The organism is Mangrovimonas sp. sgz306409, assembly GCF_059735265.1.
This window is the reverse complement of the sequence record NZ_JCAPEU010000009.1, coordinates 122040-139197: the sequence shown is the minus strand read 5'-3', so window position 1 is coordinate 139197 and position 17158 is coordinate 122040. Positions and strand designations below refer to the sequence as shown.

Annotated in this window: 15 protein-coding genes and 5 tRNA genes; 19 read left to right on the top strand and 1 reads right to left on the bottom strand. The window is 38.1% G+C overall.

Features of this window, described 5'->3' with window-relative positions; genetic code table 11:
- Positions 1-3: 3 nt before the first annotated feature.
- From AC6I5C_RS15270 to AC6I5C_RS15180, 19 genes are all read left to right on the top strand, one after another.
- Positions 4-1422 (top strand): carboxypeptidase-like regulatory domain-containing protein, encoded by a 1419-nt coding sequence (locus tag AC6I5C_RS15270; RefSeq protein WP_497905897.1) that lies wholly within the window; start codon positions 4-6, stop codon positions 1420-1422.
- An 88-nt stretch (positions 1423-1510) separates the two neighbouring features.
- A complete protein-coding gene (gene rpsU, locus AC6I5C_RS15265; protein ID WP_053977400.1) occupies positions 1511-1705 on the top strand; it encodes a 30S ribosomal protein S21 in 195 nt (64 codons plus the stop codon).
- Positions 1706-1814: 109 nt separating this feature from the next.
- Positions 1815-2711 (top strand): tyrosine-type recombinase/integrase, encoded by an 897-nt coding sequence (locus AC6I5C_RS15260; protein ID WP_497905896.1) that lies wholly within the window; start codon positions 1815-1817, stop codon positions 2709-2711.
- Between the two features lie 141 nt (positions 2712-2852).
- Positions 2853-3155, top strand: a complete 303-nt coding sequence (gene hpf, locus AC6I5C_RS15255; RefSeq protein WP_053977402.1) for a ribosome hibernation-promoting factor, HPF/YfiA family — start codon at positions 2853-2855, stop codon at positions 3153-3155.
- A 100-nt stretch (positions 3156-3255) separates the two neighbouring features.
- Positions 3256-3329, top strand: a tRNA-Thr gene (locus tag AC6I5C_RS15250).
- 44 nt (positions 3330-3373) lie between these two features.
- Positions 3374-3455, top strand: a tRNA-Tyr gene (locus tag AC6I5C_RS15245).
- Positions 3456-3486: 31 nt separating this feature from the next.
- Positions 3487-3559: transfer RNA gene (locus AC6I5C_RS15240), tRNA-Gly, on the top strand.
- An 11-nt stretch (positions 3560-3570) separates the two neighbouring features.
- Positions 3571-3642: transfer RNA gene (locus AC6I5C_RS15235), tRNA-Thr, on the top strand.
- Positions 3643-3700: 58 nt separating this feature from the next.
- Positions 3701-4888, top strand: coding sequence for an elongation factor Tu (gene tuf, locus AC6I5C_RS15230; protein ID WP_497905895.1), 1188 nt, complete (start codon positions 3701-3703; stop codon positions 4886-4888).
- Positions 4889-4953: 65 nt separating this feature from the next.
- Positions 4954-5026: transfer RNA gene (locus tag AC6I5C_RS15225), tRNA-Trp, on the top strand.
- A 69-nt stretch (positions 5027-5095) separates the two neighbouring features.
- Complete coding sequence (gene secE / locus AC6I5C_RS15220; RefSeq protein WP_053977404.1) at positions 5096-5290, top strand: preprotein translocase subunit SecE; 195 nt, start codon at positions 5096-5098, stop codon at positions 5288-5290.
- 11 nt (positions 5291-5301) lie between these two features.
- Positions 5302-5859 carry a transcription termination/antitermination protein NusG gene (gene nusG, locus AC6I5C_RS15215; protein ID WP_053977405.1) on the top strand — a complete coding sequence of 186 codons (558 nt, stop codon included), beginning with the start codon at positions 5302-5304 and terminating at the stop codon, positions 5857-5859.
- A gap of 72 nt (positions 5860-5931) precedes the next feature.
- Entirely contained in the window at positions 5932-6372 is a 441-nt protein-coding gene (gene rplK, locus AC6I5C_RS15210; RefSeq protein WP_053977406.1) for a 50S ribosomal protein L11, read from the top strand.
- Positions 6373-6383: 11 nt separating this feature from the next.
- Complete coding sequence (rplA, locus tag AC6I5C_RS15205) at positions 6384-7073, top strand: 50S ribosomal protein L1 (RefSeq protein ID WP_053977407.1); 690 nt, start codon at positions 6384-6386, stop codon at positions 7071-7073.
- A gap of 19 nt (positions 7074-7092) precedes the next feature.
- The gene (gene rplJ, locus AC6I5C_RS15200; protein WP_053977408.1) at positions 7093-7614 is read left to right on the top strand and encodes a 50S ribosomal protein L10; all 522 of its coding nucleotides are present in this window, start codon (positions 7093-7095) and stop codon (positions 7612-7614) included.
- A 60-nt stretch (positions 7615-7674) separates the two neighbouring features.
- Positions 7675-8052 carry a 50S ribosomal protein L7/L12 gene (rplL, locus tag AC6I5C_RS15195; protein ID WP_053977409.1) on the top strand — a complete coding sequence of 126 codons (378 nt, stop codon included), beginning with the start codon at positions 7675-7677 and terminating at the stop codon, positions 8050-8052.
- Positions 8053-8174: 122 nt separating this feature from the next.
- Positions 8175-11987 (top strand): DNA-directed RNA polymerase subunit beta, encoded by a 3813-nt coding sequence (rpoB, locus tag AC6I5C_RS15190; RefSeq protein WP_497905894.1) that lies wholly within the window; start codon positions 8175-8177, stop codon positions 11985-11987.
- A 66-nt stretch (positions 11988-12053) separates the two neighbouring features.
- Positions 12054-16355, top strand: coding sequence for a DNA-directed RNA polymerase subunit beta' (gene rpoC, locus AC6I5C_RS15185; protein ID WP_053977411.1), 4302 nt, complete (start codon positions 12054-12056; stop codon positions 16353-16355).
- A gap of 57 nt (positions 16356-16412) precedes the next feature.
- Positions 16413-16730, top strand: a complete 318-nt coding sequence (locus tag AC6I5C_RS15180; protein WP_076663409.1) for a DUF3467 domain-containing protein — start codon at positions 16413-16415, stop codon at positions 16728-16730.
- 58 nt (positions 16731-16788) lie between these two features.
- Here the strand turns inward: AC6I5C_RS15180 and AC6I5C_RS15175 are convergent, their stop codons facing one another.
- On the bottom strand, positions 16789-17019 hold the full coding sequence (locus AC6I5C_RS15175; protein WP_053977413.1) for a (4Fe-4S)-binding protein: 231 nt from the start codon (positions 17017-17019) through the stop codon (positions 16789-16791).
- Positions 17020-17158: the final 139 nt, after the last annotated feature.

Below are 17158 nucleotides of genomic sequence, written 5' to 3'. Positions count from 1 at the left end.
TTTATGAGAAGTCCCCATTTTAAGTTTCTTTTTGCCATGGCTATCGGTTTTTGTGCGATGCCTTCCTTTGCGCAAAAAGAACTCAAAAATAAAATTGTGGATTTTGCAACATTGATGCCTGTAGAAAGTGCCAGTATCTATGTTCAAAATACAACAATTGGTACCGTAAGTAACGCCGATGGAAAGTTTGTCCTTTTGGTTCCTAACGAGTTTGCAAAAGACACCTTGGTAATATCTTCCATTGGGTATAAGAGTTATAAAGTGCCAGTTGGTGAATTTGACAACAGCATGGAAATTTATTTAGAGGAAGATATTGCTTCCTTGGATGAGATTCTTTTGGTGGCCGAAACAAGACCCGAAACAGGAAACGAAATTGTGGAGCGGGCCTTGGAGAAATTGGGAGACAATTTCCCTGAGGAGCCATATGTTCAAAAAGGTTTTTTAAGACATAAGGAGCGAAACAAAAAGGAATTCAAGTGGCTCATAGAAAGTGCTATTACCCTATACGATTCCAGTTTTACTTCCGATGCCGACGTAAACTTAAAGATTAATGTAGATGAAATGCGCAAGAGTTATGATTTGCGTGATGTAGATAGTTTGTTGGCATATACAGCTTATTTGAAGCAGGAAAAGAAGCTTAGAAACCTAAGGGCTAAAAACCTAAGACGCGATACCATTGCAACGGCTTCTTTGGTTAAAGCTATAAAATGGAATGATAGAAGGACCAATGGTTTGGAGCATTTGTTTCAGGGGAAATTGAATTTACTTAGAAACACTAAATCCAATAAAGCACTTTTTGGTGACCACATGTTGGAAAACCATCAATTTGAATTGGATACTGTTTTGGTGGATAATGGAAGAAAGATTTATAAGATTAAGATTGATGTTAGTACCGATTTTGTGAATCTGGAAACACCTGGGATTTATAACGATGGTTATGTGGCCAATGGATGGATTTATATTTATTGGGATAACTACGCGGTGAAGAAAATAGAATACGAATTGGTAGCATCTTCCCCTCAGCAAAAGAGCAGAAGTAAAAATTTGTTCGGGACACAGGTAAACCATAGGTTAGTAATGACCTATATGGAGTATAATGACAAAATGTATCCTAGTTACATTTATTATGAAACTCCAAAACTGGTCAATGTGGGGGCAAAGGTTTCTTCCAAAGATGAAAATGAAGCTTACGATCCAAATGAACGCTATTATTATTCGGTGCAGGAAATTCTATTTACTGAGATTATTGTTGATCCAGAAGCAATTGCTTTGGAAGTTCAGAAGGATTGGAATCCGGATATTTTTTCTGTGAAACCATATAATAAGGAATTTTGGAAAACCTATAACACCTTGTTGGAGAGTGAAGAAGATGAACAATTGATTCAGGATTTAACCAAAAGATCGTCTTTATATAAGGAGTAAATATTTTTTTTCATTTTAGTTGCAATTAATAGATTACTTATTATATTTGCCAACCGAAAAATTCTAAAAGAGAGGAGGTTAAGATACTATGTTAATTATACCGATTAAAGAAGGAGAAAATATAGATAGAGCGCTAAAGCGTTACAAGCGTAAATTTGATAAAACTGGTACGAAGCGTGCATTGCAAACTAGAAAGCAGTTTACTAAGCCATCAGTAGAGCGTAGAGCTCAAATTCAAAAAGCTCAATATATCCAGACTCTTAGAGATCTAGAAAACATCTAAGAATACATTTATTCTTAATTAAAATCCTGCAATCGCAGGATTTTTTTTTTTGCCGTTACTTAAGTAAATAATACTTTGTACTTTTAATGATATTCATTCCATAGAGTATATGTCCATAATAGCTTTTACAGATTACCTACTGCATGAAAAGAAATATGCCTTACTTACTATAAAGGCATATTCTAAAGATTTGGGAGACTTTGAAGAATTTATCGCTTCGGAATATGGGGAACAGTCGGTACAGGATTTAGAGTATCGACAAATACGTACCTGGATTGTTTCCTTGGTAGAAAAGGGAATAAATAACCGCAGTATCAATAGAAAGGTATCGTCCTTGAATTCCTATTATAAGTTTATGGTGAAGATAGGAGATATGGAAAGCAATCCGTTGGCTAAACATAAGGCGCTAAAAGCTCCAAAAAAGGTACAGGTTCCTTTTTCCGAAGACGAGATGGATTCGGTAATCACGGCACTGCAATGCGAAACCGATTTTGAAGGCCTGCGTGACCGTTTGATCATAGAGCTGTTTTATGCCACTGGTGTAAGGAGGATTGAATTGGTACAGTTGAAGGTGGCTGATTTGGATTTAGCTAATAAAACGTTAAAAGTTCTAGGGAAGCGAAATAAAGAGCGTATCATCCCGTTAATAGATTCTGTGGTGCAAACAGCCAAGCAGTACCTTGAAGTAAGAAGTTCTTTAGATAATATTGTAGATGAAGCGTTTCTTTTTTTGACAAAAAAAGGTGTGAAAATTTACGAAACTCTTGTTTACAGAATTATAAATGATTATTTTAGTAGGGCATCTACAAAAGTAAAAAGGAGCCCTCACATATTGCGGCACTCGTTTGCCACACATTTACTGAGTCAAGGTGCAAATATGAATGCAGTAAAAGAACTTCTTGGGCATTCCAGTCTTGCAGCAACACAGGTTTATACCCATAACAGTATAAACGAGTTGAAAAAGGTGTATTCAAACGCACATCCAAGAAGTAAAAAACACGAATAGATAATTGTTCAATGTCTAACCATTAAGAATGAAGGATGGCATCCACACCTATAGCAGAATTTAATTTTTTAAATAGGAATTTGAAAAATTAAATTTTTTTTATGGGCAGCGGTCTTACATTCTTTTTAAATTTTTAAACATATGAAAGTAAACACACAGTCAGTCAACTTTAATGCAGACAAAAAGTTGATAGCGTTTATCCAAAAGAGAATGGATAAATTAGATTTATTTTATGACAGGGTTATCCAGTCTGACGTATTTCTGAAAGTGGAAAATACTAGTGCTAAGGAGAATAAAATCTTCGAGGCTAGAGTAAGTGTTCCCGGAGATAGTCTTGTCGTTAAAAAACAATGCAAGACATTTGAAGAAGGGGCCGATAGTGCAGTTTCATCCTTGGAGCGCCAACTCAAAAAGCGAAAAGAAAAATTAAGAACACATATATGACAAAATTTTTCAAAAAATGTTTTGAATAAAGAAATAAATATATACATTTGCAGTCCGTTAGAAATAGCGGACTTTTTTGTTGTACAAAAAGGCATCAAAAGCCGATATAGCTCAGCTGGCTAGAGCAGCTGATTTGTAATCAGCAGGTCGTGGGTTCGAGTCCCTCTATCGGCTCAAGTTCTTTAAGAGAAATGATCTAAAATATTGTAAAAACCATTGGGGAGATACTCAAGCGGCCAACGAGGGCAGACTGTAAATCTGCTGACTATGTCTTCGCAGGTTCGAATCCTGCTCTCCCCACTTTTTTACTCTATTTTTAAATTTTTAAAAAGCGGGAGTAGCTCAGTTGGTAGAGCGTCAGCCTTCCAAGCTGAATGTCGCCGGTTCGAACCCGGTCTCCCGCTCTTTTTAAAAAGCCGGTGTAGCTCAGGGGTAGAGCGTTTCCTTGGTAAGGAAGAGGTCACGGGTTCAAATCCCGTCATTGGCTCATATTACAGTGAATTAAATTTGAACACTAATATAAATTAAGATTAAATAAATTAAACATGGCAAAGGGAACTTTTGATCGTTCGAAACCACACTTAAACATTGGTACTATCGGACACGTAGATCACGGTAAAACAACTTTAACTGCCGCTATTACAAAAGTATTAGCTGATGCGGGTTTATCTGAAGCAAGATCATTTGATCAAATTGATAACGCTCCGGAAGAGAAGGAAAGAGGTATTACAATTAATACATCTCACGTAGAGTATCAGACTGCAAATCGTCACTACGCACACGTAGATTGTCCTGGTCACGCCGATTACGTTAAGAACATGGTAACTGGTGCTGCGCAAATGGATGGTGCTATCTTGGTGGTTGCAGCAACAGATGGTCCTATGCCTCAAACTCGTGAGCACATCCTTTTAGGTCGTCAGGTAGGTATTCCTCGTATCGTTGTTTTCATGAACAAAGTTGATATGGTTGATGATGAGGAGCTTTTAGAGTTAGTAGAAATGGAAATCAGAGATTTGTTGTCTTTCTATGAGTATGATGGAGATAACGGTCCTGTAATTGCTGGTTCTGCTCTTGGTGCTCTTAACGGTGAGCAAAAGTGGGTTGATACAGTAATGGAATTGATGGAAGCTGTTGATGCTTGGATTGAAGAGCCAGTACGTGATATGGATAAGCCTTTCTTGATGCCTATCGAAGACGTATTCTCTATTACTGGTCGTGGTACTGTTGCAACTGGACGTATCGAAACTGGTGTTGCTAAAACTGGAGATCCTGTAGAGATCATCGGTATGGGAGCTGAGAAATTGACTTCTACTATTACTGGTATCGAGATGTTCCGTCAAATCTTGGATAGAGGTGAGGCTGGAGATAACGCAGGTATCTTATTAAGAGGTATCGATAAAAACCAAATCTCTAGAGGTATGGTAATCGTTAAGCCAGGTTCTGTAACTCCACATAAAAAATTCAAAGCTGAGGTTTATATCCTAAAGAAAGAAGAAGGTGGACGTCACACTCCATTCCACAACAACTACCGTCCACAGTTCTACGTACGTACAACTGACGTAACAGGAAACATTAGCCTTCCTGATGGAGTTGAGATGGTAATGCCTGGAGATAACCTTACTATTACTGTAGATTTGATCCAACCAATCGCGATGAATGTAGGTTTACGTTTCGCTATCCGTGAAGGTGGACGTACAGTAGGTGCTGGTCAGGTAACTGAAATCTTAGACTAATAATATTTATAATTTATAAATTAAGGTGTCTTGTACATTTTAGCAAGACGCCTTGATTTATATTTACGGGTTTAGCTCAGTTGGTAGAGCACTGGTCTCCAAAACCAGGTGTCGTGAGTTCGAGTCTCGCAACCCGTGCAAATTTTTAGATTACATTTTTTTAACGTATGTTGCGAGTTTGTAATCTGATAAAAACTTTTAAGTCAAATGGCAGGAATTGTTAATTATATAAAGGAATCCTTTGAGGAATTAAAGAATAATGTGTCATGGCCTACTTGGGCAGAAGCGCAAAGCTTAACTGTTCTTGTGGCTGTTTTCTCTATTGTTTTTGCATTGGCTATTTGGGGAGTGGATACTGTTTTTAGTAAAGTTATTAAACAATATTTTGATTTAATCAGCTAAAACACTTTTGAATGTCTGAGACAAACACAAATAAGAAATGGTACGTTGTTAGAGCCGTAAGTGGTCAAGAAAACAAAATCAAAACCTATATCGAGAATGAAATTACGAGATTGGGTCTTGAGGATTTTGTTGACCAAGTATTGGTTCCTACAGAAAAAGTGATTCAAATACGTAACGGGAAAAAGATACACAAAGAACGCGTGTATTTTCCTGGTTATATAATGATTCAAGCAAATTTAAGTGGGGAAATTCCACACATCATCAAATCCATTACCAACGTAATTGGATTTTTAGGTGAAACAAAGGGAGGTGATCCGGTGCCGTTAAGACAATCTGAAGTAAACAGAATGTTAGGTAAAGTGGATGAGCTTACGGTAGATGCCGATGCTAATGTAGCAATCCCTTACACCATTGGTGAGACAGTAAAAGTAATTGACGGTCCATTTAATGGATTTGATGGTACTATCGAAAAGATCAATGAAGAGAAGCGTAAACTTGAGGTTATGGTGCGAATTTTTGGAAGAAAAACACCATTGGAGTTGAGTTATATGCAAGTGGAAAAAGTTTAATAATTGTTACCAGATATATCGTATGTCTTTTTGCTTCCATATTAAGAGACATGCAAAACTAAATTTATTAAAATGGCAAAAGAATTAAGTAAAGTAGTTAAATTACAAGTTCGGGGAGGTGCTGCGAATCCGTCGCCACCAGTTGGACCCGCTTTAGGTGCTGCTGGAGTTAATATCATGGAGTTCTGTAAGCAATTTAATGCGAGAACCCAAGATAAAGCTGGTAAAGTATTACCAGTGGTTATCTCTGTTTACAAAGACAAATCTTTTGATTTTGTAATCAAAACTCCTCCAGCTGCTGTACAATTAATGGAAGCGGCCAAAGTAAAAAAAGGATCTGGAGAACCGAACAGAAAGAAAGTAGCTAAAATAACTTGGGATCAAGTTAGAGCTATTGCAGAGGACAAAATGCAAGACTTGAATGCATTTACAATTGAGTCTGCTATGACAATGGTTGCAGGTACTGCAAGATCAATGGGAATCACTGTTAAAGGCGGGGAAGCTCCTAACTAAAAATTTTTGAAATGGCAAGATTAACAAGAAAGCAAAAAGAAGCAAGAGCTAAAGTTGAGAAAAACAAGCTTTATTCTCTTGAGGAAGCTTCAAACTTATTAAAGGAAATTACTTATACTAAATTTGATGCTTCTGTAGATATCGCTGTTCGTTTAGGAGTAGACCCACGTAAAGCTAACCAAATGGTTAGAGGTGTAGTTTCTCTTCCTCACGGAACAGGTAAGGATATGAAAGTATTGGCCTTGGTAACTCCTGACAAAGAAGCTGAAGCTAAAGAAGCTGGAGCTGATTATGTAGGTTTAGACGAGTACCTACAAAAGATCAAGGACGGTTGGACAGACGTAGACGTTATCGTAACAATGCCTAGCATTATGGGTAAATTAGGACCACTAGGTAGAATTTTGGGTCCTAGAGGTTTAATGCCTAACCCTAAAACTGGTACCGTAACTATGGATGTGGCCAAAGCTGTTAGTGAAGTAAAAGCAGGTAAGATTGATTTCAAAGTAGACAAAACTGGTATCGTTCACGCTCCAATCGGGAAGGCGTCTTTTAGCGCTGACAAATTGGTAGGTAACGCACAGGAATTACTTTCTACATTGATGAAATTGAAACCTACTGCAGCTAAAGGTACTTACGTGAAAAGTATTTTCATTTCTAGTACTATGAGTCCAAGTATTGCAGTAGATACAAAAATAAACTAAGTAGTTAAACTTTTATATTATGACAAGAGAAGAAAAATCACAAGTTATTGAAGAGTTGACTGCTCAGTTAGCAGAGAATCCAAATATTTATTTAGCAGATATTTCTGGATTAAATGCAGGAAACACTTCAGAGTTACGTCGTGCATGTTTTAAAGCAAACGTACAATTAGCTGTAGTAAAGAATACATTATTGGCTAAAGCCATGGAAGCTTCTGAGAAAGATTTTGGAGAGCTGCCAGGTGTACTTAAGGGAAATACGTCAATTTTGTTTTCTGAAACAGGAAACGCGCCAGCAAAGGTTATTAAAGCCTTCCGTAAAAAATCTGAAAAGCCTTTGCTTAAAGGAGCTTTTATTGAAGAAGCAATTTATGTTGGGGACGATCAATTAGATGCATTGGTTGACATCAAATCTAGAGAAGAGCTTATTGGAGATATCGTGGCATTGCTACAATCGCCAGCTAAGAACGTTGTGTCTGCTCTTAAGTCTGGAGGCGGTACATTGGCCGGTATCATCAAGACGTTATCCGAGAAAGAAGGATAATCCAAATAAGTACGCACTTAAACAAATATATTTTTAAAAATTTTATTAAAACGATAGAAAATGGCAGATTTAAAAGATTTCGCAGAACAATTAGTTAATTTAACAGTTAAAGAAGTAAACGAATTAGCTACAATATTAAAAGACGAGTACGGTATTGAGCCAGCTGCTGCTGCTGTAGCAGTTGCTGCAGGTGGAGCTGCTGCAGGTGGAGACGCTGCAGAAGAGCAAACTGAATTCGACGTAATCCTTAAAGCAGCTGGTGCTTCTAAATTAGCAGTTGTTAAATTGGTTAAAGAATTAACTGGTTTAGGATTGAAAGAAGCTAAAGAATTAGTTGACGGTGCACCTAGCACAGTTAAAGAAGCTGTATCTAAAGATGAAGCAGAAGCTTTAAAAGCTTCATTGGAAGAAGCTGGAGCTGAGGTTGAGCTTAAGTAAGCTTAACTAACCTACAAAATATGGTTTAGGTCTAGAGGTAACCTCTAAGACCTAAACCCTTTTGTGTATATAACTGTTATATACATCCTTTATATTATTTTTAATCAAAATCTCGTTCATCGATGTTAGCAAAAACAGCTGAAAGATTAAATTTCTCTTCTATTGTAAATAGAACGGAATATCCCGATTTCTTGGATATTCAAATAAAGTCCTTTCAGGATTTTTTCCAGTTAGAAACAAAATCGGAAGAAAGAGGGAATGAAGGTCTATACAACACCTTCATGGAAAATTTCCCAATCACAGACACGCGAAACCAATTCGTCTTGGAATTTTTGGATTATTTTATCGATCCACCAAGATACACAATTGAGGAATGTATTGAAAGAGGTTTAACATACAGTGTACCATTAAAGGCAAGGCTTAAATTGTACTGTACAGACCCTGAACATGAGGATTTCGAGACCATTGTCCAGGATGTGTACTTAGGAACTATTCCTTACATGACACCTAGTGGTACCTTTTGTATAAACGGTGCTGAACGTGTTGTAGTTTCTCAATTGCACCGTTCTCCTGGTGTATTCTTCAGCCAATCTTTCCATGCAAATGGAACCAAATTATATTCAGCAAGAGTTATTCCATTTAAAGGATCATGGATTGAATTTGCTACAGATATCAATCAAGTAATGTATGCCTACATTGATAGGAAGAAAAAATTACCTGTAACCACATTGTTTAGAGCTATTGGTTTTGAACGAGACAAAGATATTCTTGAAATATTTGACCTTGCTGAAGAGGTTAAAGTTTCCAAATCAGGTTTAAAGAAAGTTTTAGGACGTAAGTTAGCCGCTCGTGTATTGAATACTTGGCACGAAGATTTCGTAGATGAGGATACAGGAGAAGTAGTATCTATCGAGCGTAACGAAATAGTATTGGATCGTGACACTATTATCGATAAGGATAACATCGAGGAAATCCTTGATGCAGGTGTTAAGACCGTACTTTTACACAAAGAAAATGCACAGCAAGGAGATTATGCCATTATTCATAATACCCTTCAAAAAGACCCTACAAACTCTGAAAAAGAAGCTGTAGAACATATCTATCGTCAATTACGTAATGCCGAACCGCCAGATGAGGAAACTGCAAGAGGTATTATTGAAAAATTGTTCTTTAGTGACCAACGTTACTCTTTAGGTGAAGTTGGACGTTATAGAATGAATAAAAAATTAGGTTTGGATATTGGAATGGACAAGCAAGTGCTTACCAAAGAAGATATCATTACCATTATTAAATATTTAATCGAGCTTATCAACTCTAAAGCAGAGATTGATGATATCGATCACTTGTCTAACCGTCGTGTGCGTACGGTAGGAGAGCAGTTGTCAGCCCAATTTGGTGTTGGTTTGGCGCGTATGGCTCGTACTATCCGTGAGCGTATGAACGTTAGGGACAATGAGGTATTTACCCCTATCGATTTGATCAACGCGAAGACTTTATCTTCTGTAATCAACTCGTTCTTTGGTACAAACCAGTTGTCTCAATTTATGGACCAAACCAACCCATTGGCAGAGATCACGCATAAGCGTCGTCTTTCGGCATTAGGGCCAGGTGGTCTTTCTAGAGAGCGTGCCGGATTCGAGGTTCGTGACGTTCACTACACGCATTATGGACGTCTTTGTCCTATTGAAACTCCTGAAGGACCAAACATTGGTTTGATTTCTTCATTGTCAGTTTACGCCAAAGTAAACTCTATGGGATTCATCGAAACTCCTTACCGCGAGGTTAAGGAAGGTTTGGTGGACATCAAAGGAGAGCCTATCTATTTAAGTGCAGAGGAAGAAGAAGAGAAATTGATTGCTCAGGCAACTGTTAAGGTGGATGACGAAGGAAAGATTTTACATGATAAGGTAATTGCCAGAATGGAAGGTGATTTCCCTGTAATTGAACCGGAAAATGTGCACTATACGGACGTAGCGCCTAACCAAATCGCCTCTATTTCTGCATCTTTAATTCCGTTCTTGGAGCATGATGATGCGAACCGTGCCTTGATGGGATCTAACATGATGCGTCAAGCGGTACCATTATTACGTCCTCAAGCACCTATTGTTGGAACCGGATTAGAGCGTCAAGTAGCTTCAGATTCTAGGGTATTGATCAATGCAGAAGGAGCTGGTACAGTTGAGTATGTTGATGCCAATGAAATCGTAATCAGATACGAGCGTACTGATGAAGAAGCTATGGTAAGTTTTGATAGCGATACAAAAACTTATCCATTGATTAAATTTAGAAAAACTAACCAAGGTACATCTATCAACCTTAAACCGATTGTAACTAAAGGGGACAAGGTGAAGAAAGGACAAGTACTTTGTGAAGGATATGCAACAGAAAATGGAGAGCTTGCATTAGGTAGAAATATGAAAGTGGCCTTCATGCCATGGAAAGGGTACAACTTCGAGGATGCGATTGTGATTTCTGAGAAGGTAGTACGCGACGATATTTTTACATCTATCCACATCGATGAGTATTCGTTGGAAGTTAGAGATACCAAATTGGGTAATGAAGAGTTAACCAATGATATCCCTAACGTATCGGAAGAGGCTACTAAAGACCTTGACGAAAACGGTATGATTCGTATTGGTGCAGAAATCAAGCCAGGGGATATTCTTATTGGTAAGATTACACCAAAAGGAGAAAGCGATCCTACTCCAGAAGAGAAATTATTGAGAGCAATCTTTGGTGACAAAGCTGGAGATGTTAAAGACGCTTCTTTGAAAGCTTCACCATCTTTACATGGTGTTGTTATCGACAAGAAGTTGTTCTCTAGAGCTATAAAAGACAAACGTAAGAGAGCTAAGGACAAGGAGGATATCGATGCACTAGAAAGCGTTTACTACAGAAAGTTCGATGAACTTAAAGATGTATTAGTTGAAAAATTATTCAACATTGTAAACGGAAAAACTGCACAAGGTATCTTTAATGATCTTGGTGAAGAAATTATTCCTAAAGGGAAAAAGTATACACTTAAGATGTTAAATGCCGTAGATGACTATACGCACTTAACTTCAGGAACATGGACTACAGATGATCACTTAAATGAACTTGTAGCAGATTTGATCCACAATTACAAAATCAAGGAAAATGATTTACAAGGATCTTTACGTCGCGAGAAATTTACAATCTCTGTTGGAGATGAGTTACCATCTGGTATCATAAAACTAGCTAAGGTTTATGTTGCTAAAAAACGTAAACTTAAAGTAGGTGATAAAATGGCGGGACGTCACGGTAACAAAGGTATTGTTGCACGTATCGTTCGTCAGGAAGATATGCCATTCTTGGAAGACGGAACTCCAGTTGATATCGTGTTGAACCCACTAGGGGTACCATCACGTATGAACATCGGGCAGATTTATGAAACGGTTCTTGGATGGGCTGGACAAAAATTAGGTCGCACTTATGCAACCCCTATTTTTGACGGTGCAACTCTAGACCAGATCAATGAACTTACCGATGAGGCAGGAATCCCAAGATTTGGACACACTTACTTATATGATGGTGGAACAGGAGATCGTTTTGACCAACCTGCAACTGTAGGGGTTATCTACATGATCAAACTAGGCCACATGATCGACGATAAGATGCACGCACGTTCTATCGGGCCATACTCATTGATTACGCAACAGCCACTTGGAGGTAAGGCTCAGTTTGGAGGTCAGCGTTTCGGAGAGATGGAGGTATGGGCACTTGAGGCTTATGGAGCATCAAGCACACTTCGTGAAATCTTAACAGTAAAATCTGATGACGTTATAGGTAGAGCTAAAACTTACGAGGCAATCGTAAAAGGAGAGCCGATGCCAGAACCAGGACTACCTGAATCTTTCAACGTATTAATGCACGAATTGAAAGGATTAGGTTTAGATATTAGATTAGAAGAATAAAAAAGTTTTCAGTCTTCCGGTAGGTGAGTATCACCTACCGGAAACTGATAAAGACTACAAAGTATTATGGCTAGAAAACAAGATAAGAATACAGTACAGAGATTTAATAAAATCTCGATTGGTTTAGCATCGCCAGAGTCTATATTGGCGGCATCTCGTGGTGAGGTTCTGAAACCTGAAACTATTAATTATCGAACTCATAAACCAGAAAGAGATGGTTTATTCTGTGAGCGTATTTTTGGTCCCGTTAAGGATTTTGAATGTGCTTGTGGTAAATATAAAAGAATCCGTTACAAAGGAATTGTTTGTGATAGATGTGGTGTTGAAGTAACAGAAAAGAAAGTACGTAGAGATAGAGTAGGACACATTAACCTTGTTGTGCCAGTAGCACATATTTGGTATTTCCGTTCTCTTCCAAATAAAATTGGTTACCTATTAGGATTGCCATCCAAGAAATTGGACATGATCATCTACTACGAGCGTTATGTGGTAATTCAACCAGGTAATGCAAAAGGTGTAGAAGGTGACCCATTACAAAAATTAGATTTCTTGACAGAAGAGGAATACTTGACCATTTTGGAATCCCTTCCACAAGAAAACCAATATTTGGACGATACAGATCCTAACAAATTCATCGCTAAAATGGGAGCCGAGTGTTTGATCGAGCTTTTAGCGAGAATTGATTTGGATGAATTGTCTTATGACTTACGTCACAAAGCCAACAACGAAACTTCTAAACAACGTAAAACCGAAGCGTTAAAACGTTTACAGGTTGTGGAGGCGTTTAGAGATTCTAATGCTAACCGTGAAAACAGACCAGAGTGGATGATCATGAAGGCTATTCCTGTCATTCCACCAGAATTACGTCCATTGGTGCCACTTGATGGAGGTCGTTTTGCAACGTCAGATTTGAATGATTTGTACCGTCGTGTAATTATCCGTAACAACCGTTTGAAGAGATTGGTAGAAATCAAGGCTCCAGAAGTAATCTTACGTAATGAAAAACGTATGTTACAAGAGTCTGTAGATTCATTGTTCGATAACACACGTAAGTCGTCTGCTGTGAAAACAGATTCTAACAGACCACTTAAGTCATTGTCTGATTCCTTAAAAGGTAAGCAAGGACGTTTCCGTCAAAACTTACTTGGTAAGCGTGTTGATTACTCTGCACGTTCTGTAATTGTTGTTGGACCAGAATTGAAATTATTCGAATGTGGATTGCCAAAGAACATGGCAGCAGAATTGTACAAGCCTTTTATCATTAGAAAATTGATTGAAAGAGGAATTGTTAAGACTGTAAAATCTGCTAAGAAAATTATAGATAGAAAAGAGCCAGTTGTGTGGGACATCTTGGAAAACGTATTAAAAGGACATCCAGTGCTTTTGAACCGTGCTCCTACGCTTCACAGACTTGGTATCCAAGCTTTCCAGCCTAAGTTGATCGAAGGTAAAGCTATCCAGTTACACCCATTGGTATGTACGGCGTTTAACGCGGATTTCGATGGTGACCAGATGGCGGTACACTTACCATTAGGACCAGAGGCTATTTTGGAAGCGCAATTGTTGATGTTGGCATCACACAATATCTTGAACCCAGCCAACGGATCTCCGGTAACCGTACCTTCTCAGGATATGGTACTTGGTCTGTATTACATGACCAAGGAGCGTTTAACTACCGAAGATGTAACTGTTAAAGGTGAAGGATTGACATTCTACTCTCCAGACGAGGTAACTATTGCTTACAATGAGAAAAGAGTAGACTTGAATGCCCGTATCAAGGTAAGAACAAAAGACTTTAATGAGGCAGGTGAATTGACCACCCAAATCATTCAAACTACTGTTGGACGTGTACTTTTCAACGAAAAAGTACCAGCAGCAGCAGGATATATTAACCAAGTTTTGACTAAGAAATCGCTTAGAGATATTATTGGTAACATTCTTAAAGTTACTAGTGTACCTGAAACAGCTGCTTTCTTGGACGACATCAAAGGTTTAGGATATAGGTTCGCATTCCAAGGTGGATTGTCTTTCAGTTTAGGTGATATTATTATCCCTGCTGAAAAACACAGCATGATCGATAAAGCCAATACTTTGGTAGATGGTATCATGGCCAACTATAACATGGGACTTATTACCAACAACGAACGTTACAACCAGGTAATTGATATTTGGACTTCTACGAATGCTGAATTGACAGAGTTGTCTATGAAGCGTATCCGTGAGGACCAACAAGGATTTAACTCTGTGTACATGATGCTTGATTCTGGAGCTCGTGGATCGAAAGAGCAGATTCGTCAGTTGACCGGTATGCGTGGTTTGATGGCAAAACCTAAGAAATCTAATGCTGGAGGTGGTGAAATTATTGAAAACCCAATTCTTTCTAACTTTAAGGAAGGACTTTCAATTTTGGAATACTTTATCTCTACGCACGGTGCTCGTAAAGGTCTTGCGGATACCGCTCTTAAAACGGCCGATGCGGGTTACTTGACTCGTCGTTTGGTAGACGTTTCTCAAGATGTTATCATTTACAGTGAAGATTGTGGTACATTAAGAGGTATTGAAGTAGCGGCCTTGAAGAAAAATGAAGAGGTTGTTGAGAAACTTGAAGATAGAATTGTAGGTCGTACTTCATTGAACGATGTTTATGATCCTATTACTGAAGAATTATTGGTAAAAGCAGGAGAACATATCGATGAGCCTATTGCTAGAGCAATCGAGAACTCTGCACTTGAAACTATAGAAGTACGTTCACCATTAAGTTGTGAAGCTAAACAAGGAATTTGTGCTAAGTGTTACGGTAGAAACCTTGCTACTGGTAAAATTGTACAAAGAGGTGAAGCCGTTGGTGTTGTAGCAGCGCAATCTATTGGAGAGCCTGGTACACAGTTAACATTGCGTACCTTCCACGTAGGGGGTATTGCAGGTAACATCTCTGAGGAGAACAAGTTAATCGTAAAGTACGACGGTATTGCAGAAATCGAAGATTTAAAAACTGTTAAGACCGTTGATAATGAAGGTAAGGAAGTAGATGTTGTTATTTCCAGAACTTCAGAAATGAAACTTGTAGATGCCAAAACAGGTATCACTTTAAGTACAAACAATATTCCTTACGGATCGTTTGTATATGTAAACAGTGGAGATGCTGTTAAGAAAGGTGATGTAATCTGTTCTTGGGACCCTTACAACGGTGTAATTATTTCAGAATTTGCCGGTAAGGTGCGTTATGAAAACATCGAGCAAGGTATGACGTATCAAGTTGAGATCGATGAGCAAACTGGATTCCAAGAAAAAGTAATTTCTGAATCTAGAAACAAGAAGTTGATTCCAACACTTCATATTGAAGATTCAAAAGGTGAAACTATCCGTTCATACAACTTGCCGGTAGGTGCTCACTTGATGATTGATAATGGAGAGAAGATTAGTGTAGGTAAGATTTTGGTTAAGATTCCTCGTAAATCTGCTAAGGCAGGGGATATTACTGGAGGTCTTCCACGTGTAACCGAGTTGTTCGAAGCTCGTAACCCATCTAACCCAGCTGTAGTAACTGAGATTGATGGTGTGGTATCCTTCGGTAAGATTAAGAGAGGTAACCGTGAAATCATTATCGAGTCTAAACTTGGAGAGGTTAAGAAATACTTAGTGAAGTTATCTAACCAAATCCTTGTTCAGGAGAACGATTACGTTAAAGCTGGTATGCCATTGTCTGACGGATCGATCACGCCTACAGATATATTGAACATTAAAGGACCATCTGCAGTACAACAATACTTGGTGAACGAAGTTCAGGAAGTATACCGTCTACAAGGGGTGAAAATCAACGATAAGCACTTTGAGGTTGTTGTAAGACAAATGATGCGTAAAGTTCAGATTATTGATTCTGGAGATACTATCTTCCTAGAAAACCAATTGGTTCACAAATCTGACTTTATTGAAGAAAACGACAAGATCTTCGGAATGAAAGTAGTAGAGGACGCAGGAGATTCTGCGAAATTGAAGGCAGGTCAAATCGTTACCCTTCGTCAGTTAAGAGATGAAAACTCTATCTTGAGAAGAGAGGATAAAGCATTAGTATCGGCTAGAGATGCTAGTCCAGCTACAGCTACTCCAATCCTACAAGGTATTACGAGAGCCTCTCTACAGACTAAGTCATTTATCTCTGCGGCATCGTTCCAGGAAACTACAAAAGTTCTTAACGAAGCAGCAGTAAGTGCAAAAATTGATGCTCTTGAAGGCTTGAAAGAAAACGTAATTGTTGGACATAGAATTCCAGCCGGTACAGGTGTTAGACGATACGATAGCATTATCGTAGGATCTAAAGAGGAGTTCAATGAAATGATGAAAGCCAAAGAAGAAATGAATTATAACTAAAAAGAATTCCCGCGTAAGCGGGATTCTTTTTTTACATTAATTTGAATAACATAACATATGGCAGACGAAGAAAAGAAAAAGAAACAAGGACAAATCAATATTGAATTGGATGAAAAAATTGCTGAAGGAACTTATTCCAACTTGGCAATCATTAACCATTCAGTTTCAGAATTTGTTGTTGATTTTGTTAGTATAATGCCTGGAACTCCAAAAAGTAAGGTGAAGTCTAGAATTATTTTGACTCCACAGCACGCCAAAAGACTATTAAAGGCATTGGGGGATAATGTTCATAGATTTGAGCAAGCTCATGGTGAGATAAAAGATTATGAGCAACCACCAATTCCATTAAATTTTGGACCAACGGGACAAGCATAAAAAAAAAGCCTTTGATGATTATCAAAGGCTTTTTTTATGGTATTGAATTGAAAGTTTTTTAAGCAAACTCTGCAACTTTTGCTTTATAGCTTAAGGCCCCAGAAGGACACTTTTCAATTTGTTTAATGATTTTTTCACTTGGAGCTCCGTCTAAATCAACCCAAGGAATAACAGAATGCCTGAAGACACTAGAAAGTTCTTTGGCACATCGTTCTGAGTTGATACATTGGCAAGGATCGAAAGATACAGTAATGTCTCCATTACTGAATTGGTTAGCTTGGATTTTCATAAGTAGACGATTTTGGGGTTATCTTCACAGGTTGAAATTATCAAAATGCCGAATCTTTCAACAATATTTTCGATAAGCGACAACAAATAAGTGCTAAACCCTTTCGTTTGTATTTAATTTCTTACTAAAACGATTGAAA

Excerpts from the sequence above, each read along its gene's own strand:
- rpsU (WP_053977400.1), top strand. The coding sequence starts at position 1,511 with ATGTTAATTATACCGATTAAAGAAGGAGAAAATATAGATAGAGCGCTA.
- rplJ (WP_053977408.1), top strand. The coding sequence starts at position 7,093 with ATGACAAGAGAAGAAAAATCACAAGTTATTGAAGAGTTGACTGCTCAG.
- AC6I5C_RS15180 (WP_076663409.1), top strand. The coding sequence starts at position 16,413 with ATGGCAGACGAAGAAAAGAAAAAGAAACAAGGACAAATCAATATTGAA.
- rplL (WP_053977409.1), top strand. The coding sequence starts at position 7,675 with ATGGCAGATTTAAAAGATTTCGCAGAACAATTAGTTAATTTAACAGTT.
- rplA (WP_053977407.1), top strand. The coding sequence starts at position 6,384 with ATGGCAAGATTAACAAGAAAGCAAAAAGAAGCAAGAGCTAAAGTTGAG.
- rpoC (WP_053977411.1), top strand. The coding sequence starts at position 12,054 with ATGGCTAGAAAACAAGATAAGAATACAGTACAGAGATTTAATAAAATC.
- AC6I5C_RS15175 (WP_053977413.1), bottom strand. The coding sequence starts at position 17,019 with ATGAAAATCCAAGCTAACCAATTCAGTAATGGAGACATTACTGTATCT.
- rplK (WP_053977406.1), top strand. The coding sequence starts at position 5,932 with ATGGCAAAAGAATTAAGTAAAGTAGTTAAATTACAAGTTCGGGGAGGT.
- AC6I5C_RS15260 (WP_497905896.1), top strand. The coding sequence starts at position 1,815 with ATGTCCATAATAGCTTTTACAGATTACCTACTGCATGAAAAGAAATAT.
- rpoB (WP_497905894.1), top strand. The coding sequence starts at position 8,175 with ATGTTAGCAAAAACAGCTGAAAGATTAAATTTCTCTTCTATTGTAAAT.
- AC6I5C_RS15270 (WP_497905897.1), top strand. The coding sequence starts at position 4 with ATGAGAAGTCCCCATTTTAAGTTTCTTTTTGCCATGGCTATCGGTTTT.
- secE (WP_053977404.1), top strand. The coding sequence starts at position 5,096 with ATGGCAGGAATTGTTAATTATATAAAGGAATCCTTTGAGGAATTAAAG.
- tuf (WP_497905895.1), top strand. The coding sequence starts at position 3,701 with ATGGCAAAGGGAACTTTTGATCGTTCGAAACCACACTTAAACATTGGT.
- nusG (WP_053977405.1), top strand. The coding sequence starts at position 5,302 with ATGTCTGAGACAAACACAAATAAGAAATGGTACGTTGTTAGAGCCGTA.
- hpf (WP_053977402.1), top strand. The coding sequence starts at position 2,853 with ATGAAAGTAAACACACAGTCAGTCAACTTTAATGCAGACAAAAAGTTG.